The following is a 26,474-nucleotide window of genomic DNA, read 5'->3' on the forward strand; positions in this document are numbered from 1 at the left end:
TAGTGCATCCCCCTTATAGTTTCTTTAAGTCATTTCCTACAGTCTTTATGATAACCGATCCATTTTCGCTATCAACTATCATAGTTCTTCCCTTATTGCCACCAACATCCTCAGCAATTATCGGTATAGCAAACTTCCTTATGGCCTCTCTTGTAGCTAAAACATTTCTTTGTCCAATATCACTAATAATTCTTTTATCACTAAAATTAAACATAGATGCTCCGCCAGCTATTTTAGCTGTAATACACTCTCTATTACCACCCAAGCTTAGCATTTTTAAGAGCAATTTTTCTATACCTAAATCTGCATATTTATAAGGATTGACAATATCTTTAAATTGTTTGCTATCTGGCAGCATTATATGTACTAATCCTGCAAGTTTTTTTTCTCTATCATATAAAGCAACTCCTACACAAGATCCAAGACCCATAGTAATTAATGTATCCGGGGAAGATACAACAGCAGCATCAGCTATTCCAACTCTAACCTCTCTTTTTTCCTGCAACTTTTTCACCCCTGAAATATTATTTCTTCCTCTTCTAAAGTTAAAATTTTATCTAAATTTAACAGCATAATTATGTTATTATCTTTTTTAACTATGCCCGTTATATATCTAACAGATATTAAGCTTGAAATTTCTTTAGATGCATTTATATCATCTTCAGATATACTTAAAACTTCACTAACACTGTCTACTAATATTCCAAACTTATTTCTTTCTTTTTTAACAACAATTATCTTTTTATCATCTGAAATATTTTCTTTGAACTTAAATTTTTTTGCAAGATTTATTATTGGTAATACTCCTGCTTCATAATTAATTACCCCTTCAAAAAATTCAGGAACATCCGGAAGAGCTGTAGGCTTATCATACCCTAGAATTCTCTCAACTTCCATAATATCTGTAGCAAAAAATTCATCATCTAATTTAAAAACTAATATTTTTATCTCTTTCATTTCTTTCCTCCTATAGAAGCAATTTATCAATAACTATAGTGCCATCCTTATCTAAATATGCATGAATATCCTTAGATGGCTTATCCAAAATATATTTTCTATTAGCTACAATAAAAATAGTGTTAGGATAAGCAATATTAACTTTTATCTCACCTTTTTTATCAACTTCTAATTTTGTAACCACTCCTGATTCATTTCCTACAATTGAAGCATAAATAGCTTTTCCAGCTTTTAAATGGCCACCTCTGCAGACAGCTTCTTTACTAGTAAACTTAATACTTTCCTTTGCATAAAGTTCACTTGTAAATAATCCCTTTCCATTAATAATAATATTTCCGGCTGCCTTTATATCTGACTCTTGTCCATAATCCATAATTAAATCTATGCTTATCTTAGCTTCCTCATTTAATTCATTTAATTCATCATTAACTTTTTCTAAAAGTTCTTCTAATTCTTTAATACTATTAATATTAGCTATGCTTGTCCCTAATAATTTATTTCTTACTATTTTAACAATATCTGATTTGTTATAATCTCTAGAAAAATTAGAAATTATTTTCACAGAAAGCTTAGATATGTCCTTATATTTTGTTTCTATTAACAATCTAATCATCATTTTTTCTGACACATCTGCTTTTATTAAATTATTATTCTTTAAATATTCAAAATTAGCTAATATAGATTCAATTTTATCTTTTAACTCATTTAATAAATCAATTCTCTCTTGCCTAATTAAATCAATTCCTCCTATTTCTATAGTTGAGCCTATAATATTGCCTTCTATTTTAGAGCTATTATTTGCCTTAATAACTGCATTAAAAGCTCCATTACTAACAAAAAGGGAATTCCCGCAGTTTACCTTCATTCCATCAGTTATTTTTCCATTTATTTTAACATTAGCAGGAAAATTGATATTTCCACTCTTTAAATTTACATCATTATTAAGAACATACATAGGCTCAACCCATACAGAGCTTTTATTATAATTTGGCTTACCGGCCATAGTTGAAATAAATTTATTATCTACAAGCTTACAAGCTTGGCCTGCTTTATATTCAACTATCTTTTTGGGCCTGCTAGGTATAACCTCTGAAAATACATTAACTCCATTTACGCCATCTTCTCCAATAATAATTTCGGCAAGAACTTCATTTTCTTTAACACTTATTATATTATTGATATTTTTATAATCTATTTTGTATATATTTTCGTCTATCTCTATTTTTTTATTAGTACCAAATAATATATTAAGTTTATCTTCTATAGGAGGCCTTGCTTTTTCTCCCTTTGCAATCAATAACTCCTTAACTTCTTTATTGCTTTTTATATATTCAATTGAGGATTGTAAAATACCATATTTAATTCCATAACTATTTAAATATTGAATTATTTCATCTTCTGATATTAATTCTGGAAGATTTTTATTACTTAAATCCTCACCCTCATCCTGATAAGTAATGGTTATATAAGCTTCTGTTTTATCAGAATTAAATTTAATATTAATATTTTTCTTAACTTCACTACTTTTCTCAGGAACTCTCTCTTCCATAATTATCGCCTCCGATAAACCTACCATTAATATAATAATATGATAATTAAATAAATTTTTAAATATTATTTAAATTTATAGTAAAATTTTATATTATCTATAATTTTCAATATATTTTTTTATTTCTTCATCAAACTTTTTCATCAAATATCTCAAAACTTTATTATCTACATCTAAAACTTTATTATCAACTGATGAAATAGGAAGAATGTTAGGAGATGTTCCTGAAATAAACATGGCATCAATATTTTCTATTTTATCAAATTTAATTGACTTTTCTTCAAAATCTAGCCCTATTTTTTTACTTAAGGCAATTATCCTTCCTCTTGTTACTCCAGGAAGCACATCTTCTAAAGGAGAAGTATAAAGTTTATCCTTTTCAATCATAAATATATTTGATTTGCTGCCTTCTGTAATATACCCAGCCTTATTAACTAGAATAGCTTCATAAGCATTATTTTTATTTATTTCTTCAGTAACTTTAGCCCTAAAATCATTATCAACTACTTTTGCGTTTGGGTTTGTTCTTTCTCCATGATAAAATATAGTCTTAACTCCCTTTTCATACATTTCTTTTGAAGGATAAGAATGTTTTATGCTAAAAATCTTCATTGTATCCGTCTTTATATCAAAAGTTATCTTTATATTTCCACAGTTAATTTTATTAGCCTCTATAAGCCTATCTATGTATTCCTTGATTTTATCATATTTATAAGAAAAAACCTTATTAGTTAAATTAAAGGAGGACTCAAACCTTTTTATATGATCTTCGTAAAATAGAGGAACTCCCTGTATCACCTTAATAACTTCATAAATAATCCTTCCTTTTTCTGTTGCATCACTTGTGTAATTAATAATTTTTTCAATATGTCCATCTTCTAAATAATATTCTAAAATTGCCTCCACTTTAATGCCTCCTTATAATTATCCCCTATCTAGAATAACTTAAATGAGTGCTTTTTATTTCTACAAGTTCTTCTAAATATTTCATTTGTTATATTTATTATATAATTTATCTATAAAATTATCCATAATAAAACAAAAATGGTATAACATTAAGGATAATATTTTATATGTTTATTATATAATAAAAAACTTTTATCTTAAATAATTAATAAATTAATTAAATTTATAACAAAAAGGTAATAGGCTTAAAACCAAACTTTCACCTATCACCCTTTACTTAAGACTTATTAACTATCAATATTATTTCAATTTATTTAGGAAATTTTCAAGCCTATCTAACCCTTTGCTTATCACTTCCATGGAAGTCGCATAGGATAATCTAATGTAATTATCCAACCCAAAAGCAATTCCCGGGATAACCGCTAGCTTTTCCTCCTCTAATAATTTTTTTGAAAAATCTAAAGAAGATTTTATTTTATATCCATTTAGTTCTTTATTATAGTAATAACCTACATTAACCATAATATAAAATGCACCCATTGGCTTAATAAAAGAAACATTTTTTATCTCAGCTAATCTATCAGCCATATAATTTCTTCTGCTTTCAAATTCTTTTATCATTTTATTTACGCTATCCTGACTGCCTTCTAAAGCTTCAAGGGCAGCATATTGACTTATTGAACTTGCATTTGATGTCATATGACTTTGTATACTTCCCATAAGACTGGCAATTTTTTTTGAAGAAGCTGAGTATCCTATTCTCCATCCAGTCATTGCATAGGATTTTGAAAAGCCATTTATTACTATCGTTCTATTATAAGCATCTTCTGAAAGGGAAGCTATGCTTATGTGCTTTTTGTTATCATATATAAGTTTTTCATATATTTCATCTGAAATTATTATAAGATCATTTTCTTTTGCAAATTCTGCTATAGCTTTAAGCTCTTCTTCATTATATATACTGCCGGTAGGATTATTGGGACTATTTAATATTATTGCTTTTGTCTTTTTTGTTAATACTTTTTTCAAAGAAGCTATTGTATATTTAAAGTCATTACTTTCTTCTGTATTACAAAATACGGGTACTCCATCAGCCATTTTTACTAATTCTGGATAACTTACCCAATATGGAGTTGGAATTATTACTTCATCCCCCGGATTTAATATAGCCATAAAAATATTTGATAAACATTGTTTTGCACCTGTAGAAACTATAATTTGTTCAGGAAAATAATTAAGATTATTTTCTTTTTTTAATTTATCACATATAGCTTTTCTTAATTCTATAATTCCGCTTGTTTTTGTATATTTTGTTTTTCCTTCCTTCATAGCTTTATAAGCTGCTTCAATTATATTATTTGGAGTATTAAAATCTGGTTCTCCAGCACCAAAACTCAATACATCTATTCCCTGGGCTTTCAACTCTGCAGCCTTAGCTGTAATTTCTAATGTAATTGACGGATTAATTTGTAAAACTTTCTTAGATAGTTCCATTTTGTACCTCACTTGCTCTTAAATTTAATTAATTTATTTAATAACTCTTCTTTTATTCCATAACTTCCAATCAGATTCTCACTATAACACCCTTTACCATGATAGTCACTTCCCCCTGTAATAATAAGTTTATGTTTTTTTGCAAGATTATAAAATTTATTAGTATCTTCTCTTAAATGAGAAGGATGATACACTTCTAAACCCATTAATCCAAAAAACTTTAACTCTTTTATTAAATTCTCCATGGCTAAACCTCTATACACTTGACCAGGATGAGCCAGAACTGGAATTCCTCCAGCTTCTCTAATGACTTTAATGGCTTCCCTATAATTTAATTTATACCCCTTAACATAAGCAGGTTTATCTTTAACCAAAAAGCTCATAAAGGCAGTTTTATAATTATCATAATATCCCTTTTTAACCATAGCATTTGCTATATGACTTCTACCTATTGAATTGCTTAATTCAATATCTTCCATTGATAGGTCTATTCCATTTTCATTGAGCTTCATAATGATCTTTTCTACTCTTTTTATTCTTTCTTTCGCCAATTTATTGACAATATTAATTAAATGAGCATTCTTATAATCTATAAAATATCCTAATATATGTATTTCTAAATTATCAATTTCTGAACTTAATTCAATCCCTGGTATTATTTCTATATCATTATATTTCTTTTCTACAATATATTGTGAAGATATACAATCATGATCTGTTATAGAAATAGCTTTTAGTCCATTTTGCCTAGCTATTTCAACTATTTCTTCAGGAGACAAAGTTCCATCAGAATAATTTGAATGTATATGTAAATCTGCACATTTCATTCTTTAGCACCTTTTTCTAACTTTTTATTATTTCTTTCTACATTATAAAAATAATATCACTATTAAAATAAAATGACAATTAAAAAAAGTGCTATATCAGCACTTTTTTATTATTAATCTTCTAGTTCTTCACTATAAAATTTTGATACTCTATCAAATTCATCTTCTTCAGGAACTTCTAATTCACCATTTTCAGCTGCTCTAAATAAGTAAACTGAATCTTCATTTGGATCTTGAGCTAGTATGTATTCCTTATCTTCAAATTCAAAAGCATCAATAATAGGACATGAAATTACATTTCCATTATCATCTTCTAGATCTACAACAAAATGTTCATGTTCATGATCGTGTCCGCATCCACAATCTTCTCCATGTTCATGATGATGTAATTCATTTTTTTCTTTATCCATAATATAATCCTCCTTTAAAGGCATTCTTCTATTTAATTCTACCCTTTATTTATAAAAATTAAAAGCAAAAAATTTAATTATTTTTTATAAAGCATAAAAAAATAAGGAGCAAAAAGCTCCTTATTTAAAATTATTCTTGTTCTGCTAATCTCTTATAAGTTGCTAATCTTTCCATAGCATCTTGTTCTGTCTTAGCAAATAATTCTTCAGCTTGTTCTGGGAATACTTTTGCTAATGAAGCATATCTAACTTCTCCCATTAAGAAGTCTCTGAAGCTACCCTTTGGTTCCTTAGAATCTAAGCTAAATGGATTCTTAGTTCCCTTTAAGCTTGGATTGTATCTATATAGAGCCCAATATCCACATTCAACAGCTTTCTTAGCTTCATCTTGGCTGTTTGACATACCAGCTTTAATTCCGTGGCTGATACATGGAGCATATGCAATGATTAATGATGGACCTGGATAAGCTTCAGCTTCAGCTATAGCCTTAAGAGCTTGGTTCTTATCTGCACCCATAGAAATTTGTGCTACATATACATATCCGTATGTCATAGCCATCATTCCTAGGTCTTTCTTCTTAGTCTTCTTACCTGATGCAGCAAATTTAGCTATTGCAGCAGTTGGTGTAGATTTAGAAGATTGTCCACCTGTATTTGAGTAAATTTCTGTATCTAATACAAGAACATTAACATCTTCTCCAGAAGCAAGAACGTGATCTAATCCACCGTATCCGATGTCATAAGCCCAACCGTCTCCTCCGAAGATCCATTGTGATCTCTTAACTAGATAATCTTTTTCTTTTAAGATTTCTCTAGCATAATCAGCATCAACATTTTGTAGAGCTGCAATTACTCTATTAGCTCTATCTCTTGTTCCTTCACCACTGTTCATATGATCTAACCAGTCTTGAAGTACTGCTTTAACTTCTTCAGAACTTTCAACTTCTAGACCTTTTCTCATATTTTCAGCAATTCTTTCTCTTATAGCCTTAACTCCTAAGAACATACCTAAACCAAATTCAGCGTTATCTTCGAATAATGAGTTAGCCCATGCTGGTCCATGTCCATCTTTATTTACAGTGTATGGAGTTGCAGGAACTGAACCACCCCAGATTGATGAACATCCTGTAGCGTTAGCTATCATCATTCTATCACCGAATAATTGAGTTACAAGCTTAACGTATGGAGTTTCTCCACAACCTGCGCAAGCACCTGAGAATTCAAGTAATGGTTGTTCGAATTGGCTACCCTTAACTGTGTTCTTATTCATAGGGTTTTTCTTAGGTTTAATGTCATTTACTGCATAATCCCATGGTTCAATTTGATCATGTTGTGATTCTTGTGGCTTCATAATTAATGCCTTACCAGGAGCTGGACATACTTGAGCACAGTTTCCACAGCCTGTACAATCTAAAGGTGAAACCCCAATTGTATAGAACATTGGTTCTTCAGTCTTTAATGCCTTAGCTGGAACTGACTTCATTCCTTCTGGAGCATTATTCTTTTCTTCTTCAGTTAATAAGAATGGTCTAATTGTAGCATGTGGACAAACAAATGCACATTGATTACATTGAATACATTTATCTTCTTGCCATTCAGGAACGTTAATAGCAATTCCTCTCTTTTCATAAGCAGCAGTACCCGGCATGAATGTACCATCAGCTAAATCTGCTAATTGAGAAACTGTTAAATCAAATCCTTTTTGAGCATTTATAGGCTCAACTATATTCTTAATGAAGTCTGGTTTCTTTCTCTTATCTTCCTTAACTTCATCAACAGCATCTTTCCAATCAGCCGGAACGTCTATCTTAACTATAGCTTCAATTCCCTTATCTATAGCAGCATGGTTCATATCAACAACATTTTGTCCTTTTTTACCATATGAAGTAACAACTGCTTCTTTTAAGTATTTAACTGCATCTTCAACTGGAATAATATTTGCAATCTTGAAGAATGCTGATTGCATTATCATGTTAATTCTTCCGCCAAGACCAACTTCTTGAGCTATCTTAACAGCATTTAATGTATAGAATTCAATATTATTGTTAGCAATGTATCTCTTCATTGAAGCTGGTAATTTTTCATCAAGTTCTTCTGTTGTCCAAACAGTGTTAAGTAAGAACTTACCACCCTTCTTTAATCCTTCTAATACATCATATTTATATACATATGCTTGATTGTGACATGCTACGAAATCAGCCTTATCTATTAAATATGGAGACTTAATTGGAGAATTACCAAATCTTAAGTGAGATACTGTTATACCACCTGACTTCTTAGAGTCATATGAGAAGTATCCTTGAGCATACATGTTAGTTTTATCTCCAATGATCTTAATAGCACTCTTGTTAGCACCAACAGTACCATCTGATCCTAATCCCCAGAACTTACATGCTTTAGTTCCAGCTGGTGTAGCATCTATATCTTCAACAATTTCTAATGAAGTATTTGTTACATCATCAACTATACCTATAGTAAATCCGTTCTTTGGATTATCTAAAGCTAGGTTTGCAAATACTGCAGCTATGTGTGATGGATTTGGATCCTTTGAACCTAATCCATATCTACCTCCAACTATGATAGGAGCATTTTCTTTTCCATAGAAAGCACTCTTAACATCTAGATATAAAGGTTCTCCAATTGATCCTGGTTCCTTTGTTCTATCTAATACAGCAATTTTCTTTACTGTGCTTGGTATTACTTTTAATAATTTTTCTACAGAGAATGGTCTAAATAATCTAACTTTAACTAAACCTACTTTTTCTCCTCTTGCGTTTAAGAAGTCAACAGTTTCTTCAACAACGTCGATTGATGAACCCATAGAAATAATAATTCTATCAGCATCAGGAGCTCCGTAATAATCGAAGCAGTGATATTCTCTACCTGTTAATTTAGTTATTTCAGCCATGTAACTTTCAACAATGTCTGGAACTTGTTCATAATATCTATTTACTGATTCTCTAGTTTGGAAATAGATATCTGGGTTTTGAGCAGTTCCTCTTGTTACTGGATGATTTGGACTTAAAGCTCTTGCTCTAAATTCTTCTAAAGCTTCTTGATCAACTAACTTAGCTAATTCATCATATTCTAAAACTTCTATCTTTTGTATTTCGTGGGATGTTCTAAATCCATCAAAGAAGTTTAAGAATGGAATTCTACTTTTAATTGCTGATAAGTGTGCAACAGCAGCTAAGTCCATTACTTCTTGAACTGAGCCTTCAGCTAACATTGCAAAACCAGTTTGTCTTGCAGCCATAACGTCTTGGTGGTCACCAAATATACTTAATGAAGATGTAGCTAAAGCTCTAGCTGATACATGGAATACTGCTGGTAACATTTCTCCTGCAATCTTATACATATTAGGAATCATTAATAATAAACCTTGTGATGCAGTATATGTTGTAGTTAAAGCACCAGCTTGTAAAGATCCATGAACTGCACCAGCTGCACCAGCTTCTGATTGCATTTCCATAACCTTTACAGGTTGTCCAAATATGTTCTTTCTTCCTTGAGCAGCCCATTCATCAACGTGTTCAGCCATTGGTGAAGATGGTGTGATTGGGAATATAGCAGCTACTTCTGTGAAAGCATAAGATATATGAGCAGCGGCTGTATTACCATCCATAGTTTTCATTTTTCTCATCTTTTTGACCTCTCTTCCTTTATATAAAAATTTATAAATACGGCTAATACAGAAAATCTATTAAACTGTATTTAATTATTATATTTAGAAATAAATTTAGGGAAATTAATTTATAATACCCCCCCAATTTTACTTACTATTTTATTATATAACACTATTTTTATTTTGCAAGGTTTTACTAGAATAGCTTGTTAAAAAGATAACCTTTTCATGCTATTATTTTTATTGTTTATTTAATAGTAATATTTGTTTTTTTAATAATTTTTATTCCTTTAAATTGTTGAGAATAACTTCGATTATAGCATTTACTCCATTTGATACCTGACTATTTTTCATATTTTCAAGCAAATAACTCTTTTTTTCTTTTAATTCTTTTATTTTTTCTAAAATAAGCCCTTCCTTTTCTAACATTTCATCTTCATCTAAAACTATAGAGTATCCTTCTTTTTCAAAAGAGTTAGCATTGAGTATCTGATCTCCCCTGCTTATTTTTTTAGACAGAGGTATTAATAAAGTTGGTTTTCTTAAAGCTAACAATTCAAAAATAACATTTGCACCTGCTCTAGAAATAACATAATCTGCTGCCTTTAATAAATGAGGCAATTCTTCCTTTACATATTCAAATTGAACATAACCTTTTCTATTTTTAAGTTCCTCAGCTAAATTTCCCTTTCCACAAATATGAATAATATTAAAATCCTCTAATAATTTATCAATATTCTTTCGAATTTCTTCATTTATGCTTTTAGCTCCAAGACTTCCACCTATAATAAAGAGAATCTCTTTATTGTCTTTAAAAGCACATATCTTTTTGCCTTCCATTGCATTTCCATTTAAAATTTCTTTTCTAATTGGAGTTCCAGTTAAAACTCCTTTCCCATCCTTAATGTATTTTAAACTTTCCCTAAAGGTAACACATAATTTAGATGAAAATGGAGCTGCTAATTTATTTGCTAATCCAGGAGTTAAATCTGATTCATGAGAAACTACTGGTATCTTCCTCAAATATGCTGCTATTACTACTGGTACAGCAACAAATCCCCCTTTTGAAAAAACTATATTCGGTTTTTCCTTCTTTAAAATTTTATTAGCTTCACTTATCCCTTTTATAACTTTAAAGGGGTCTGTAAAATTTTTAATATCAAAATATCTTCTAAATTTTCCTGAAGAAATTTCATAATAAGGTATTTTTGCATCTTTTATTATTTCTTTTTCTATACCATTTTTGCTTCCTATATATTTTATTTCAAAGCCCTTTTCCCTTAAGGCTGGTACTAAAGCCAAATTAGGAGTAACATGACCTGCAGTTCCCCCACCAGTCATTATTATTTTATATTTACTCATTAAAACACCACCCGAATTCAGTTTTCAGTTTTCAGTTTTCAGTTTTCAATTTTCAGTTTTCAGCAAGGCTAAAAATTTTCCTTCATTGTACATTTTACACCATCTATGCTGATTGTTAATTATTTATTCTCACTTACTTATTACCTTTTACTTCTTACCATTGCTTCTTCACTGAGTCTAGAGCTATGAACTCTGAGTTGTGCAGCAAACTAAAACCTAAAAACCAACTCCACACTCCACACTCAGCACTCCACACTACCAATGCTCCACACTCCTAACTCCACACTCCTAACTACTAACTAGTTATTACTAACTCCACACTCCTAACTACTAACTAGTTATTACTAACTCCACACTCCACACTCAGCACTCCACACTACCAATGCTCCACACTCCTAACCACTAACTAGTTATTACTAACTCCACACTCCACACTCAGCACTCCACACTACCAATGCTCCACACTCCTAACTAGTTATTCCCAACTCCTATTATACCCTATTTTTGCTAAGATTTTAACTAAGTCTTAAATGTTTTATCATTAGCTGAATGTTTTTAACTCCATTAAACTCATTAATAGCTGGATAATATACTATATCTAAATTTTTATTTAAATAACTGCTTTCAACAGCCTCAATAAATTCCTTCTCTCCATATTTAGTTATTATCTCTTCTTTTAAATCATCTAGCTTATCAAAACTTACTCCATCTATGTATACACTTCTGCCATTAAATTCAAATCTAAATCTTAATTTCAAATAATTTCTTTCTTTTCCAATAAGCCAAATTCTTTCAGCAAATAAATTTCTTACCGCAAATAAAGGACTTGGATTTCCCTTGCCATAAGGTTTTAACTTACTTATTGTATTTATAAGTTCTTCATTTAAATAATTGACTTTTAGCTCTGAATCTATTCTAACTATAGGTATAATATCTTCATCTGTTAATTTGCATATAGAATTAATTTTCCTTCTTAATGCTTCTATATTTTCCTCTTTAATAGAAAGCCCTGCCGCCATAGGGTGTCCCCCAAATTTTTCTAAAAGCCCACTACATTTAGTTAACTCTTCAGTAATATTATAATTTTCAATCGATCTCGCTGATCCCTTAGGCATTTCTTTTCCTCTTGTAATAACAATAGCAGGCTTATTAAATTTCTCCCTAATCCTTCCAGCTATTATTCCAGCAATACTTTCATGAATTTCTTTATCATATACAACAATTACTTTATCCTTTAAATTTTCTTTTTCTATTTTTTCTATAATTCTATTAGCTCCTTCTTGAGTTAAATCTTGTCTTTCTAGATTTAATTTGTAAAGGGTATTGGCTAAATATTTTGCCCTTTCAATATCCTCTGTAATTAATAGTTCTACAGATAAGGCTGCTGTTTCTAATCTACCAGTAGAATTAACGCAAGGTCCTATTATAAAACCTAAATGATATTCTTCTATTTCTCTTCCTTCCAAAGCAGTTACTTTATACAATTCCCTTAATCCAATATTCTCTGTTTTATTTAATAATTCTAAGCCTTTTTGTACAATAATTCTATTTTCGTCAACTAAGTCTACTACATCACAAACTGTTGCAATAGCTGCATACTGTATAAGCTTATAAAACTTACTTTCATCTATATTAAATTCCCTAAATAAACATTGGGAGAATTTTAAAGCAATACCTGCTCCACATAATAATTTAAAGGGATATTTACAATCTGGCCTTTTGGGATTAATAACTGCATCAGCCCTAGGAATAGCAGGAACAAACTCTCCCTTTTCCTTTTCTATTAAAGGGATATCGTGATGATCTGTAACTATAACATCCATTCCTAATTCTTTTGCTAAATCTATTTGATCAAATCCTGATATTCCATTATCGCAGGTTAAAATGACTTCATATCCTTCCTCTTTAAGCTTTTTAATTCTATCACTATTTAAACCATAGCCTTCATCTTCTCTATGGGGAATATGATATCCAAAATTTGCTCCAATATCTTTTAAGGCATAATAAAGTATGGTTGTACTTATTACGCCGTCACAATCATAATCTCCGTAAATAATAATTTTCTTATTCTCTAATACAGCTTTTTTAATTATCTCTACTCCCTTATCCATATCTTTCATAAGGTATCCATCATAAAGATCTTTGATAGTTCCATATAAAAACTTTTTTGCAAGTTCTACATCATCAATAGATCTATTTGCTAAGAGCCTTAGTAATAATACATTTTCTTCTATAGAATTAGAGAGCTTTAAAAAGCTCTCTCTTTTATTTGTCATTATCCATTTTTCCTTCATATTTCAACACCTATTTAAACAGCATTGCCTTTTTTATTTCATCAACCTTTGCTTCTGAAATATGAGATAAAATTTCAAAGGCAAAAGGAATAGCAGCTGCAGGTCCCCTTCCTGTAATTATATTTTTGTCTGTAACTACTAAATCTTCTTTATAATTACACCCCTTAATTTCTTCCTCAAAGCCAGGATAACATGTCATATTAACCCCCTCAGTTATCTTAGCTTTTCCAAGGGAAATTGGGCCCGCACATATTGCACAAACATATCTATTTTCCCTGTTAAATTTTTTTACAAGCGCTATTACTCTTTCATCATCTCTTAAATTAGTTGCCCCTGGCATTCCACCAGGTAATACAAGAAAATCGTAATCTTCTATCTCTTTATCATTAATATTTTTGTCTGCCTTTACTTTAATATTATGTGATGATATTACCTCTTCTCCTTCAAGAGCAAAAGTATTACAAGTTACCTTTGCTCTCCTTAAAATATCAACAACTGTTAAAGCTTCTAAAGTTTCAAAGCCATTTGCAAGTAAAACTGCAACCTTTGCCATATAAATAACCTCCTTAATATATAATTTCTTTTATTTCATCCCCTAAATCTATAGTCATAAGACTGCTTCCCTTACCAGCTCTATTTTGAAGTTTTATTGCATCAACTTCTATTTCTTTACGTTTTTTATTTTTTGTTATCAATTCAACCTTATTATAATTTCCAATGGCAAGCTCAATATCTAAATAACTACTTTCTACAGATACTATATTACCATAAATAACTTCATCATTTTCTTTTAAACTTATTCCTGTTACACCAGCAGCAATTCTTCCCATTGGATTTATATTATCTGATAAGAACTTAATTCCCATCCCTTTTTTTGTTATCATTAAAATCTCAGCTGTATCATCAGTATGAAGACTTACAGATATAACTTCATCCTTTTCAAATTTAAATTTATAAGCTATTTGAGAAAGATAATTTCCTTCAAATTCTGAAAGATAAGTTTTCTTTACCATACCCTTTTTAGTAAATTGATATATAAACTTTTTATCACTATAATCCTTAAGAGATATCAGTTTTATTATATTTTCATTTTTTTCTAAATTATCAACCATTGTATTTATTGATATTTCTTTCTCAAGTAGCCCTTTAAGCATATAAGCTGGTATTTTTATTACATTACCCTTATTAGTGAAGAATAAAATCTCACTTAAGCTATCTGTCTTTACTTTTAAATTATCATTGTTTTTTATATTATTATAAGCCTTTAGTATTCCTTTATTATTTACCCCAATATTAAATTCTATATATTCTAATTTATCAATATATTCAACTTCTATAACTTCATCTTTTTCTGATAGATTAAATAATGAAATGGCTAATATATTTCTAGGTTGATTTTCTATTTTTGGAATTTCCAAATCAAAGCTTAATCCCAATTTAGTTGTGAATTTTACAAATTCCTTTTCTTCATCTTCATTAAGCATTATAACACTAACCACTTTATCGTCAGCTTTAAGCTTTAGAGCTTGAAGCTTACTATAATTAGTTTGGAAATTATCAAGAGAGCTTTTCTTTATTCCACCCTTTGAAGTTATAAATTGTAAGTACTTATTTGGCATAAAATTATCTATGGAAAAGGCTTCTACTATTTTTTCCTCTTCAAGATTAAGAGTTTTAATTAACTCCTCTATTCTTTCCCCTTTTTCCTTCCATTTTCCTTCTACTATATTTACAACCTTTGTTTGATACATATTTCCTTTATCTGTAAATAACACTAAGTTATGAGTTGTATTAGACTCTATTAAAAACTTTAACTCGTCTCCCTCTCTATATTCAATAGCTTCTACATCTGAATTTGCTCTATTATAAGCCTTTGTTGATATTCTCTTTATAAAACCTTCCTTGGAAAGAGTAATCATTACATCTTCTACAACTATAAGTTCTTCAACATCTATCTTAGCTTCTTCATCATCCTCAACAATAGCTGTTTTTCTGTCACTGCCATACTTTTCTGCTATTTCTTTTAATTCAGTTTTTATAACTTTGAGAAGTTCCCTTTCATCTGATAATATTTTCTTTAATTTTTTTATAAGTTTTTCTAATTCATTATATTCCTTCTTAAAAACTTTTATTTCCAAGCCAGTTAATTTATAAAGCATAAGTTCAAGGATAGCTTCTGTTTGAATTTCAGTAAAATCAAACTTATTCATTAAGTTAATTCCTGCATCTTTTTTAGACTTAGACTCCCTAATAGTTTTTATTACCTCATCTAAAACATCTATTGCTTTAATAAAACCTTCAACAATATGAAATCTTCTTTCTGCATTTTCAAGTTCTTTTCTTGTTCTTCTTGTTATAATTTCCTTTTGATGATTAACATAATGATGAATTATTGTTTTAAGACCCATTGTCTGTGGTTTTCCATTTGCTAAAGCTACCATATTAAAGCTTAAATTGCATTGCAAATCGGATTTTTTAAATAAATATTTCAATACCTTATCGGCTGTTTCTTTATCTGCAGATTTTCTTAACTCAATTACTGCCCTTATTCCATTTCTATCTGTTTCATCTCTTATATCAACTATTGCTTCTAAGGCTTTAGAATGCTTTTTATCCCCAGTCATTTCAGAAATAGTTTGAAGAAGTTTGGCCTTATTTCTTCTAAATGGGAATTCCGTTATTACTATTCCCCATCTTCCATTCTCTAATTTCTCTATACTGGTTTTTGCTCTAAGAGTAACCTTTCCTTCTCCCGTTTCATAGGCAGATAATAATGAATGCTTACCAATTAAAATTCCTCCTGTTGGTAAATCAGGTCCTTTAATATATCTCATTAATTCTTTTGTAGTTATTTCATTATTATCGATATAAGCTAATACTCCATCTATTACTTCCTTCAAATTATGAGGTGGAATATTAGTTGCTAATCCAACGGCAATTCCAAAAGAACCATTTACCAATAAATTTGGATACCTGCTTGGTAGAACAGTAGGTTCCATTTCTGTATCCGAATAATTTGGAATCATATCCACGACGTCTTTTTCTATATCCCTTAGCATTTCAAGGGCTATTGGTGATAACCTTGCTTCTGTATATCTCATTGCTGCAGCTCCATCACCATCCATAGAACCCCAGTTACCATGACCATCTATAAGAGGCTCTTTTGTAGAGAAATCTTGCGATAAAATAACCATAGCATCATAAACTGATGTATCACCATGAGGGTGATATTTACCTAAGATATCTCCAACAATTCTTGCTGATTTATAATAAGGTTTATCAGGAAAAGCCTTTAATTTATAAGCACCATATAATATTCTTCTATGAACAGGCTTAAGTCCATCTCTTACATCTGGCAATGCTCTATCCTTTGCAACTTCAATAGCATAAGGCAAATAGTTATCTGGCATTGCTTCTTCTAAAAGGATCTTTATTATATTATTATCCTTTGGTATATTATTAACTTTCTTCGCCATAACATTTCTCCATTCTAACTATTTTAAAATTCACCATACTTAGATATATAAGCTTTTCTTGGACCAACAACATCTCCCATTAATAAAGAAACCATTTTTTCTGCCTTAGCAGCATCTTCTACAGTTACTTGAAGAAGGGTTCTTGTTTCTGGATTTAATGTTGTTTCCCAAAGCTGATCTGGATTCATTTCTCCAAGACCTTTATATCTTTGTATAAGGGCACCTTTACCTATTTCCTTTTTAACAGCTTCTAACTCATCATCACTATAAGCATATTTGTAAATTTCTTTTCCTTTTACATTTTTATATACCTTATACAAAGGAGGCTGTGCTAAGTATAAATGACCATTAGTAATAAGAGATCTCATATATCTGTAAATATAAGTCATCCATAAAGTTCTAATATGATACCCATCAACATCAGCATCACTTAAAATTATTATTTTATCATATTTTAAGTCCTCTTCCCTATAATTTTCTAAGGTACCAGTTCCAATTGCCGTATTAAATATTTTTAACTCTTCAGAAGCCAATACATTTTCTAATTTTTGCTTTTCTGTATTCATGATTTTACCCTTAGAAGGCATTATTGTTTGGAAACGCCTATCTCTAGCCTGCTTTGCAGAACCACCAGCCGAATCCCCTTCCACTACAATAAATTCTGTCACTGAACTATCTCTTAAAGAGCATACTGCTACTTTCCCAACTAATGGCGCAGCTCCCTTACCTATTTTTCTTTTTTCAGCTTCATTTATTTTTTTAATTTTTTCTCTTCTTTGAGCTGCTTGTAGGGCATTGTTTATTAACATGGCAGCTGTATCCTTATTATCTTCTATCCATTCACTAAATTTTAAATAGGATAATTCATTCATCATAGTATAGGCTTCACTGCTTCCTAGTTTAGTTTTGGTTTGACCTTCAAAGATAGGATTACTTATCTTAATCCTAATAATAGCAGTCATTCCTTCTCTTAAATCATCCCCCTCAAATTCCTTATCCTTTTCTTTTATAAGACCAAGTTTTCTAGCACCCTCTTTAAAAGCCCTGGTCATTCCTGTTTTAAATCCTGTTTCATGAGTTCCAGCTTCTGTTGTGGGAATATTATTTACATAGCTGGCTATATGCTCAGTTGTTGAGTCTGTAAATTGCACACATACTTCTCCAAACATGCTTATATCATTTATAACTCTTTCTCCTTCAAAAAATATCGGCTGCTGATGTATAGGGCTTTTACTTTCATTTAGGTATTCTATAAAATCTAAAAGCCCATTTTCAGAGTAATAAGTTTTTCTAAACTCCTCTTCTTTTCTTAAGTCTACCAACTCTAAATGTATTCCTTTATTTTGGAATGCTAATTCTTGTAATCTTTCATCTATTACATCAACATTAAAATCTATAGTAGAAAAAACATCTTTGTCAGGCATAAAGGTAACTTTAGTACCTGTTTCGCTTGTTTTTCCTACAATTTCAAGTTTTGTGACTGGTGTTCCTGGCATATTCCTTTTTAATTCTTGATCATAAGCATAAGCAAATCTTTGTCTATATATATTCCCATTTTGATATACTTCTACTTCAAGCCATGTAGATAAGGCATTAACTACAGCTGCCCCAACACCATGAAGTCCTCCAGAGGTTTTATAATTTTTATTATTAAATTTACCACCAGTATGTAATTCAGTAAAAACCATTTCTACTCCTGATTTCTTTTTTACAGGATGTATCCCAGTAGGAATTCCCCTACCGTTGTCTCTTATAGTTATACTTTTGTCTTTATTAATAATTACACATGCTTTATCTCCATAGCCATTAGATATTTCATCTATAGCATTATCTAGTATTTCCCATACACAATGATGTAAGCCTTTTGTACCTGTTGAGCCTATATACATCCCAGGTCTTACTCTTACTGGTTCCAACTTTTCAAGAGAAGTTAAATCCGTGACATCATAAATTTTCTTTATCTCATCGCTCATACAAACCTCCAAATACTTTTACATCTTTTTCTACAACATAAATATAATAATTTTTATTTTAACATAATTAAATCCTAAATAAAAATATAAAACATTTTAAGAAATAAATCAAACATAAGTTCGCTAAGACCCAAAATAAAAGTGAGGGGTCACCCTCACTTTTATTGCATATCAAGAATCTCTACATTTCTAATATGTTTAGTTGGATTCCATTCCTTATTATTTTTCTTAATTATACCTTCTAAGGTTATTGGTACCCATGTTAATGTATAGAAGGAATATAAAAGAAATCTTATAAAGAACTTTAATTTTTCTTTTCCTAATATAGTAAAGATTGAAATTAAAAATAACAAATTAAATAATAACTCTATTAAAAATACCTCTCCTTTGTAATTTAATCTTTTTACTAATATAGGAAGGAAAATTGTACTTATTGCATAAAATGCAAACATTGTAAAGAATCCAATTGATATCTTTCTATCTAATTTTAGTATTAATGGTGTCATTAAAAATTGTATTAATGTAATAACCATTATTACTTTATTTCCCAATAAATAGTTCATCATAAATATATCTTCACCAATCGGCAAATAACTGCCAGCAAAACTTAATAAAGCTGAAATTGCCATTGCTATAGTGATAAAAGGTTGAATAACATATAATGCACAATCCAAAACGTATAATCTTCTCTCTTTAATGCCTTTTTTTACTAACTTGGTGAAATATCTAGAAGCTACATCAGCAAATCCCTGCATCCATCTTCTTCTTTGCACCCAAGATTGTTTTAAAGTAAGTGGTTTTTCATCATAAATTATAGCATCATGAGCCCAACCTACTTTTTCTCCGTTTAATATCATCTTGCAGGTAAATTCTAAATCCTCAGTTAAACATTTAGCTCCCCAGCCATGTTCTTTTAAAAGTCTAGTATCAATAGCAAATCCAGTTCCACCTATTTGATTAGATAATCCTAAATTAGCTCTTGCTAATTGATACATTCTATTTTGTGTCCAAAAAGCTATAGAATAAGAAGAAGTAATCCAAGAATCATTTGGATTTTTGCTATCAATATATCCTTGTACAACTTTATAGCCTTCTTGCATTTTTGAATTTATTTCTTTACACCAATTTCTTGAAACTATATTATCTGCATCAAAAATAGCTACAACATCATATTTTTTTTGCATTTTAAATAATTTGTTAAACATCCATTCTAAAGCAACGCCCTTACCTTTTTCTACCTTGTTAAATCTCTCATAAACTTTTACTCCATACTGCCTAGCAACCTTAGCAGTATTATCAGTACAGTTATCAGCTATAACAAAGACATCAAAAAGTTCCCTTGGATAATCTTGATTTAATAAACTCTCTATTAATTTTCCAATTACAATTTCTTCATTATGAGCTGCAACTATGAGGGCAAACTTATTTTTAGGCATGTAATTCTTTTTTTCTGCTTTCCTATGTAATCCAAAAAAAGATAAAATAAAATAATACATCATTATTAAAAAAACAAGAATTTGGAATATACCAGTAACAGAAAAAACTAACTTTTCCATCATATCAACTCCTATATAAAATGCGAAATTTGCTTTAAACAAATTTACTTCACACCTTTATCTAATATATTCCTATATCTATAAAAAATCAAGTATATAAATCTTAATTTTTGCTTAATTATCTCTTAATAAATTAGAAGATTTTGACATAATGGAAAAGTTTATTATTAAAAAGTTTTATCATTTAAAATCTATACAATTCCTTGAGCATACATAGCTTCTGCAACCTTAAGAAAACCTGCAATATTTGCTCCCATTAAAATATTTCCTTCATCACCATATTCCTTAGCTGCATTTTTTGCATTTAAATAAATGTCTTTCATGATATTTTTTAACTTATTATCTACTTCTTCAAAGGACCAAGAAACTCTAACACTATTTTGACTCATTTCAAGGGCTGAAACAGCTACGCCACCTGCATTAGCTGCCTTAGCAGGACCAAATAAAACTCCTGCCTTTTGGAATACTTCTATTGCATCTAGATCTGTTGGCATATTAGCTCCTTCTGATACTGCTTTAACTCCATTTTTTACAAGTGTTTCTGCTGCTTCTTTATTTATTTCTCCTTGAGTTGCACATGGCAAAGCAATGTCGCATTTAATTTCCCAAATCTTTCTATGATCTTCTACATATTTTGCAGTTGGAACTTTTTCTAAATATTCTTTTATTCTTCCTCTTTTAACTTCCTTAATTTCTTTTATAATATCAAGATTTATTCCTTTTTCATCATAAATATAGCCGTTTGAATCACTCATAGCAACTACTTTAGCACCAAATTGATGAGCTTTTTCTAAAGCGTGTATTGCTACATTTCCTGATCCTGAAATAACAACAGTACTATCTTTAAAGCTTAAATTTTTATCCTTTAACATCTCTTCAGTAAAATATACTAATCCATAACCTGTAGCTTCTGTTCTAACTAAGCTGCCACCATAAGATAATCCTTTTCCTGTCAATACACCTTCATAAGCATTTTTTATTTTTTTATAATATCCAAACATATAACCTATTTCCCTTGCTCCTACTCCTATATCGCCAGCAGGAACATCAGTGTCTGCTCCTATATGCTTACATAATTCTGCCATAAAACTTTGGCAAAATCTCATTATTTCTCTATCAGATTTACCCTTAGGATCAAAATCTGATCCACCTTTCCCTCCACCTATAGGAAGACCTGTTAGGGAATTTTTAAAAATTTGCTCAAAACCTAAAAACTTTATTATACTTTGATTTACTGTTTTATGAAATCTTAAACCACCCTTATAAGGACCAATGGCACTATTAAATTGTACTCTATATCCCCTATTTACTCTTACCTTTCCTTCATCATCTACCCATGGAACTCTAAAGAAAATTTGTCTTTCAGGCTCAACAATTCTCTCTAATAATCCTTCCTTAATATATTCTGGATGCTTATCAAATACAGGTGCTAATGAAGTTAATACTTCTTTAACTGCATTTAAAAACTCCACTTCTCCCTTGTTTCTTTCTTCTACTTCTTTAATAACCTTTTCTACATATTCCTTACCTAACATACTAAATTCATCTCCCTATTTATTAGATTTGCTCATTATAGGATTTTTAAGCCAGCAATGAACCAAATTAATAATTTATCAACATTATATATCTCAAAGTATATTTTTGTAAATATTTTTTATTTTTTTAGTATTTAATTACTTTAAACCCAATATAATTAATAAATTATTAATTTTTAAATAATATTAAGGATATTATAAATCCAAATATAAGTCCCCCCATGTGAGCAAAATTATCAATATTTGAAATAGTAATTCCTATTATTATATTTAAAATTATAGTTTCAATTATGTTTTTAATATAAGCTCTGCCTATCTTCTTTCTGTTTTTTAGCCCAAAGGCAAGCATGGCTCCCAATAGTCCAAAAATTGCTCCTGAAGCTCCAACAGATATACCCTCAGAAAATATATAACTAAAAACGGAAGCCCCTAATAAGGAGAAAATATAAATAAAAATATATTTCTTAGTCCCATACACCTCTTCAACTTCTTTACCAATAATATTTAAGGCACTCATATTAAAAAATAAATGCATTATACCTCCATGTAAAAAACCTGCTGTAATAAGCCTATAAAATTCTCCATTTTCTATTAAAATATTATATTTAGCTCCCATTTCAACTAAAGTATAAATGTCTATACTAAAAAAATTTCTAGAATTTATTACTTCTAATAAATATATAAGAATATTTATTAGCATAATACTATAAGTAATTTTATATTTTTTTAAATCTAAGCTTCTTTTAGGCATATTTTTATTAGCAATTAAATTTATTATTGATACATAAGGTTTTGTTCCTTCCCCAAAATAAAGTATATTATTACTTTCTAAAGAGAAAATAAGTTTATTATAATCAGTTTCAATAAAATTTAATTCCCTTTTTTTAGTCAATACAATATTATTTAAAATAAAAGGTTTATTTAAACTTTTTGATAAAAAATCATAGCATTCATAATAACTTGTTAGGTCTTCCTCTTGAGTAACTATTACAGCAGTATAATTTTCACCAAGATCAAGTACTGCTAGCCATTTATTTGTATTTAAACTATAGCTATAATAATCCTTAATAAAAAAATGTAATTCCTTTGTTAAAATATTGAAAAAATCCCTTTCAAACTGCTCCAAAAAAACACCCCACCTTTCAGTTTGGAGTGTGGAGTGTTGAGTTTAACTCCAAACTCCACGCTAATCTACACTCCGCACTAGTTTAAAGTTTCTATAAAAATTGGGACTTTCTAAATGTATTTCTTAGAAGTCCCTTAAATTTCTTATTGAATTTCTTTTTCTAGCATATCCAATAATTCATTAAATCTTGAAATTGTAGCCTCTAACGGCTTTGAAGTTGTCATATCCACCCCTGCTTTTTTAAGTATTTCTATTGGATAATCACTTCCGCCACTCTTTAAGAAACCAATATACTTAGATACTGCATCTTTTTCCTTATCTAAAATTGATTTTGCAAAGGCAGATGCTGCTGCATATCCAGTAGCATATTGATATACATAGAAATCAGAATAGAAATGAGGTATTCTTGCCCATTCACTATCTATTTCTTCATCAACTACCATAGATGGTCCAAAATATTTAACATTTAAGTCATGCCAAGCTTTATTATAATCACTTGCAGTTAATGATTCTCCTTTTTCCATACTTTCATGAGTAAATAATTCAAATTCTGCAAACATCAATTGTCTAAATACTGTAGTTCTAATTTGTTCTAGTTCTTGATTTATTAAGAATAGCTTTTTCTTTTTATCCTCTTCCTTATTTATTAAATGATGAATTAATAAAGCCTCATTTGTTGTTGAGGCAACTTCTGCGCAGAACAAGGTATATCCAGCATAAATATATGGCTGCTCTTTTCTAGAATAATAAGAGTGGATTGAGTGCCCCATTTCATGAGCTAAGGTTGATACATCATTTAATGTATAATTATAATTTAAAAGTACATATGGCATGGTATTATACCCCCCCCAGGAATAAGCGCCGCCTCTTTTTCCTTTATTTTGGTATATGTCTATCCAACCATTATTTATTCCCTCTTTAAATATATTTAAATATTCTTCTCCAAGGGGAGCTAAACCTTCTAGAATTATATTTACAGCATCATCAAATTCTATATGCTCCTTTGGCATTTCAATAACAGGTACATATAAATCATACATATGAATTTCATCTAGGCCTAAAAGCTTCTTTTTTAAATCTACATATCTATGAAGAGATTTAATATTTTCATTAATAGTTTTTATAGAATTTGTATATACTTCAACAGGAATTTCGTTAGGTTTCAATGACGCTTCTAAAGCCGAGTTATATTTTCTTATTTTAGCGCTAAAATTAAAGTTTTTTATTGAACTTGTTAATGAAGTAGCTAAAGTATTTTCTAGCTTCTTATATTCTCCAAATAAAGCTTTAAAGGCGTCCTTTCTTACTCTTCTATCCTTGCTTTTAATGAAAGTAGAATAATTTGCTTCAGTTAATTCTACCTTTTCTCCCTCTTCATCAACTATAGTTGGAAATTTCATATCTGCATTAGTTAACATATTATATATTGTACTTGGTGCATCAAGACAATCTGAAACTTTTGCTAAAAGCTCCTCCTCTTTTTTACTTAATACATGAGGCTTTTCTTTTAAGATATCCTTAAACATAAATTCATACATTTTAAATTCTTCATTATTATTAATAATACTTTCAATATATCCATCTTCAAAGGATAAAATTTCTGGTACAAAATAGGATGTATAAGATGAAAATTCTGCTAAATATGCATCTATTCTATTCATCATTGCTTGGTATTTTGTATTTGAAGTATCCTCATCACTTTTTAAATGGGCATAAATATATACATTTTCTACTTTTATGCCAAGTTCTTCACTCTTTTTTAAATATTCAAGCAGACGCTTCTCATCTTTTAATTTCCCTTCAAAGCTTTTTAGTATTGGTGCTTCTTCCTTTACTTCTTTAAAAGCCTTTTCCCAGGCTTCATCATCTGGAAAAATTTTATTTACTTTCCACTTAAATTTTTCATCTATTTCTTCTCTGCTTTTAAGCTTTTTTATATCACTCATAATATTGCCTAAATACTTAGGCCCTCCCTTCTACATATATTCTTCTTCTTTGCCCTTAATATCATTAAAGACCTTTTCCATAGTTAAATCAATTAAACCTAAAGCTTTTTCTATTTTTTCCTTCATAATATTATAATCCTCAACATAGTTAAATTTTATTAAAAATGTTGGATTATATTCATCTAAGACATCTTCTATTTCAAAATCATTTTCTTTAAAAATATCATAATTAAAAAGATCGTATATAGCAGAGTATTCCCATTCTTCAACATCTTTATTTGTATCAAAGTATAAATTTACAATTCCATTTAAAACAAAAAATTTTTTTACATATTCAGCCCCTTCTGAGACTTGAAAACTTCCTAATTCTTTTGTTATGAATCCTGTTTCATTATCCTTTTCCATTAATACTAAACTTGAAAAATCCATATTTCTTCCTCCAATATACTTACTTTAGTTTTTCAACTTATCTATATTATATGTTTTATTCAGAATATAAATCAACCTATAAAAGTGCATAGAACTTATATTTAATGCATAGTTCACAAGTTTAATATTAAAAATTTTCTAAATTTAAAAAACTAGGAAATAATTTCATTCTAAGCTGTGAATTATGCACTATAATCAAAAAAATTGCTTTTCAATATCTAAATATGGCAATACTATTGATAATAAAATAAAGTGTATATTATAAAGTTATTCTTGCAAGTCATTTGCATTTTCATATATAATAGTAAAAGAAATTTTAGGAGATGATTATTAAATGATTAATATAAAAAACCTGAGTTTTTCATATTCTAATAAACCACCATATATTTTAAATAATATAAATCTTACCATTCCTGATGGTGCTTACTTATCTATTGTTGGTGAAAATGGAAGCTGTAAAACTACACTTATAAAATTAATTTTAGGAATTTTAAAACCTAATTTAGGTTCTATTGAGATAAATTCAAATAAAATTGGCTATGTACCTCAAAGACTCGATTCTTTTAATTCTCAATTCCCGATAACAGTTAAGGAAGTCTTATCATGCCATAAAAAATCCTTAAAAAATAAAGATATCAATATTTTAGAGATGCTTAAAATTGTTAATATGCAGGAATATAAAAATCAACTATTAGGAATGTTATCAGGCGGGCAACAGCAAAGAGTATTAATCGCCAGGGCTTTAATGGGCAACCCTGATATAATAATTTTAGATGAGCCTTCTACAGGAGTTGATGAAGTAAATCAAAAAGAAATTTATAGTATATTAAAAAGACTAAATAAGGAAAACAAAAAAACTATTATTTCTATTGAACATAATATTAATATTGCTTTAGAAAATTCAACTCACATATTAAGAATAGATAATGGGAAATTAAAGCTTTTTACTGTTGATGAATATAAAAAATTTAGAAATAATAATTTAGACTTAGATAATGTTATTTAATTT

Annotated in this window: 19 protein-coding genes; 1 reads left to right on the forward strand and 18 read right to left on the reverse strand. The window is 29.4% G+C overall.

Annotation, left to right across the window (positions count from 1 at the left end; all coding sequences use genetic code 11):
* Positions 1-13: 13 nt before the first annotated feature.
* From KQI16_RS04320 to KQI16_RS04405, 18 genes are all read right to left on the reverse strand, one after another.
* Complete coding sequence (locus KQI16_RS04320) at positions 14-505, reverse strand: chemotaxis protein CheD (RefSeq protein WP_286172871.1); 492 nt, start codon at positions 503-505, stop codon at positions 14-16.
* 5 nt (positions 506-510) lie between these two features.
* The gene (locus KQI16_RS04325; RefSeq protein ID WP_216432479.1) at positions 511-957 is read right to left on the reverse strand and encodes a chemotaxis protein CheW; all 447 of its coding nucleotides are present in this window, start codon (positions 955-957) and stop codon (positions 511-513) included.
* Between the two features lie 10 nt (positions 958-967).
* Entirely contained in the window at positions 968-2,506 is a 1,539-nt protein-coding gene (locus KQI16_RS04330) for a DUF342 domain-containing protein (RefSeq protein ID WP_216432480.1), read from the reverse strand.
* A 93-nt stretch (positions 2,507-2,599) separates the two neighbouring features.
* The gene (locus KQI16_RS04335; RefSeq protein WP_216432481.1) at positions 2,600-3,412 is read right to left on the reverse strand and encodes an aminotransferase class IV; all 813 of its coding nucleotides are present in this window, start codon (positions 3,410-3,412) and stop codon (positions 2,600-2,602) included.
* A 300-nt stretch (positions 3,413-3,712) separates the two neighbouring features.
* The gene (locus tag KQI16_RS04340; protein WP_216432482.1) at positions 3,713-4,906 is read right to left on the reverse strand and encodes a pyridoxal phosphate-dependent aminotransferase; all 1,194 of its coding nucleotides are present in this window, start codon (positions 4,904-4,906) and stop codon (positions 3,713-3,715) included.
* Between the two features lie 8 nt (positions 4,907-4,914).
* Complete coding sequence (locus tag KQI16_RS04345; RefSeq protein WP_216432483.1) at positions 4,915-5,733, reverse strand: PHP domain-containing protein; 819 nt, start codon at positions 5,731-5,733, stop codon at positions 4,915-4,917.
* Positions 5,734-5,846: 113 nt separating this feature from the next.
* Positions 5,847-6,143, reverse strand: a complete 297-nt coding sequence (locus KQI16_RS04350; protein WP_216432484.1) for a DUF1292 domain-containing protein — start codon at positions 6,141-6,143, stop codon at positions 5,847-5,849.
* Between the two features lie 130 nt (positions 6,144-6,273).
* Entirely contained in the window at positions 6,274-9,786 is a 3,513-nt protein-coding gene (nifJ, locus tag KQI16_RS04355) for a pyruvate:ferredoxin (flavodoxin) oxidoreductase (RefSeq protein WP_216432485.1), read from the reverse strand.
* Between the two features lie 264 nt (positions 9,787-10,050).
* Positions 10,051-11,130 (reverse strand): undecaprenyldiphospho-muramoylpentapeptide beta-N-acetylglucosaminyltransferase, encoded by a 1,080-nt coding sequence (locus KQI16_RS04360; protein WP_216432486.1) that lies wholly within the window; start codon positions 11,128-11,130, stop codon positions 10,051-10,053.
* 515 nt (positions 11,131-11,645) lie between these two features.
* Positions 11,646-13,424, reverse strand: coding sequence for a single-stranded-DNA-specific exonuclease RecJ (recJ, locus tag KQI16_RS04365; RefSeq protein WP_216432487.1), 1,779 nt, complete (start codon positions 13,422-13,424; stop codon positions 11,646-11,648).
* 10 nt (positions 13,425-13,434) lie between these two features.
* Entirely contained in the window at positions 13,435-13,977 is a 543-nt protein-coding gene (locus KQI16_RS04370) for a DJ-1 family glyoxalase III (protein WP_216432488.1), read from the reverse strand.
* Between the two features lie 13 nt (positions 13,978-13,990).
* Entirely contained in the window at positions 13,991-16,900 is a 2,910-nt protein-coding gene (locus KQI16_RS04375; protein ID WP_216432489.1) for a DNA topoisomerase IV subunit A, read from the reverse strand.
* Positions 16,901-16,923: 23 nt separating this feature from the next.
* Positions 16,924-18,873, reverse strand: a complete 1,950-nt coding sequence (locus KQI16_RS04380; protein ID WP_216432490.1) for a DNA gyrase/topoisomerase IV subunit B — start codon at positions 18,871-18,873, stop codon at positions 16,924-16,926.
* A 161-nt stretch (positions 18,874-19,034) separates the two neighbouring features.
* Positions 19,035-20,429: a glycosyltransferase family 2 protein gene (locus KQI16_RS04385; protein ID WP_216432491.1), complete on the reverse strand. Its 1,395-nt coding sequence runs from the start codon at positions 20,427-20,429 to the stop codon at positions 19,035-19,037.
* 191 nt (positions 20,430-20,620) lie between these two features.
* On the reverse strand, positions 20,621-21,964 hold the full coding sequence (gene gdhA, locus KQI16_RS04390; RefSeq protein WP_216432492.1) for an NADP-specific glutamate dehydrogenase: 1,344 nt from the start codon (positions 21,962-21,964) through the stop codon (positions 20,621-20,623).
* Between the two features lie 169 nt (positions 21,965-22,133).
* The gene (locus KQI16_RS04395; protein WP_216432493.1) at positions 22,134-23,090 is read right to left on the reverse strand and encodes a rhomboid family intramembrane serine protease; all 957 of its coding nucleotides are present in this window, start codon (positions 23,088-23,090) and stop codon (positions 22,134-22,136) included.
* A 143-nt stretch (positions 23,091-23,233) separates the two neighbouring features.
* Positions 23,234-25,027 (reverse strand): oligoendopeptidase F, encoded by a 1,794-nt coding sequence (pepF, locus tag KQI16_RS04400; RefSeq protein ID WP_216432507.1) that lies wholly within the window; start codon positions 25,025-25,027, stop codon positions 23,234-23,236.
* A gap of 39 nt (positions 25,028-25,066) precedes the next feature.
* On the reverse strand, positions 25,067-25,465 hold the full coding sequence (locus KQI16_RS04405; protein ID WP_216432494.1) for a DUF6762 family protein: 399 nt from the start codon (positions 25,463-25,465) through the stop codon (positions 25,067-25,069).
* 334 nt (positions 25,466-25,799) lie between these two features.
* Between KQI16_RS04405 and KQI16_RS04410 the strand changes: the two genes are divergently transcribed.
* Positions 25,800-26,471, forward strand: a complete 672-nt coding sequence (locus KQI16_RS04410; RefSeq protein WP_216432495.1) for a metal ABC transporter ATP-binding protein — start codon at positions 25,800-25,802, stop codon at positions 26,469-26,471.
* The last annotated feature ends 3 nt before the right edge of the window (positions 26,472-26,474 follow it).

Source organism: Caproiciproducens sp. MSJ-32 (assembly GCF_018918055.1).
Taxonomy (GTDB): Bacteria; Bacillota; Clostridia; order Clostridiales; family Clostridiaceae; genus Clostridium.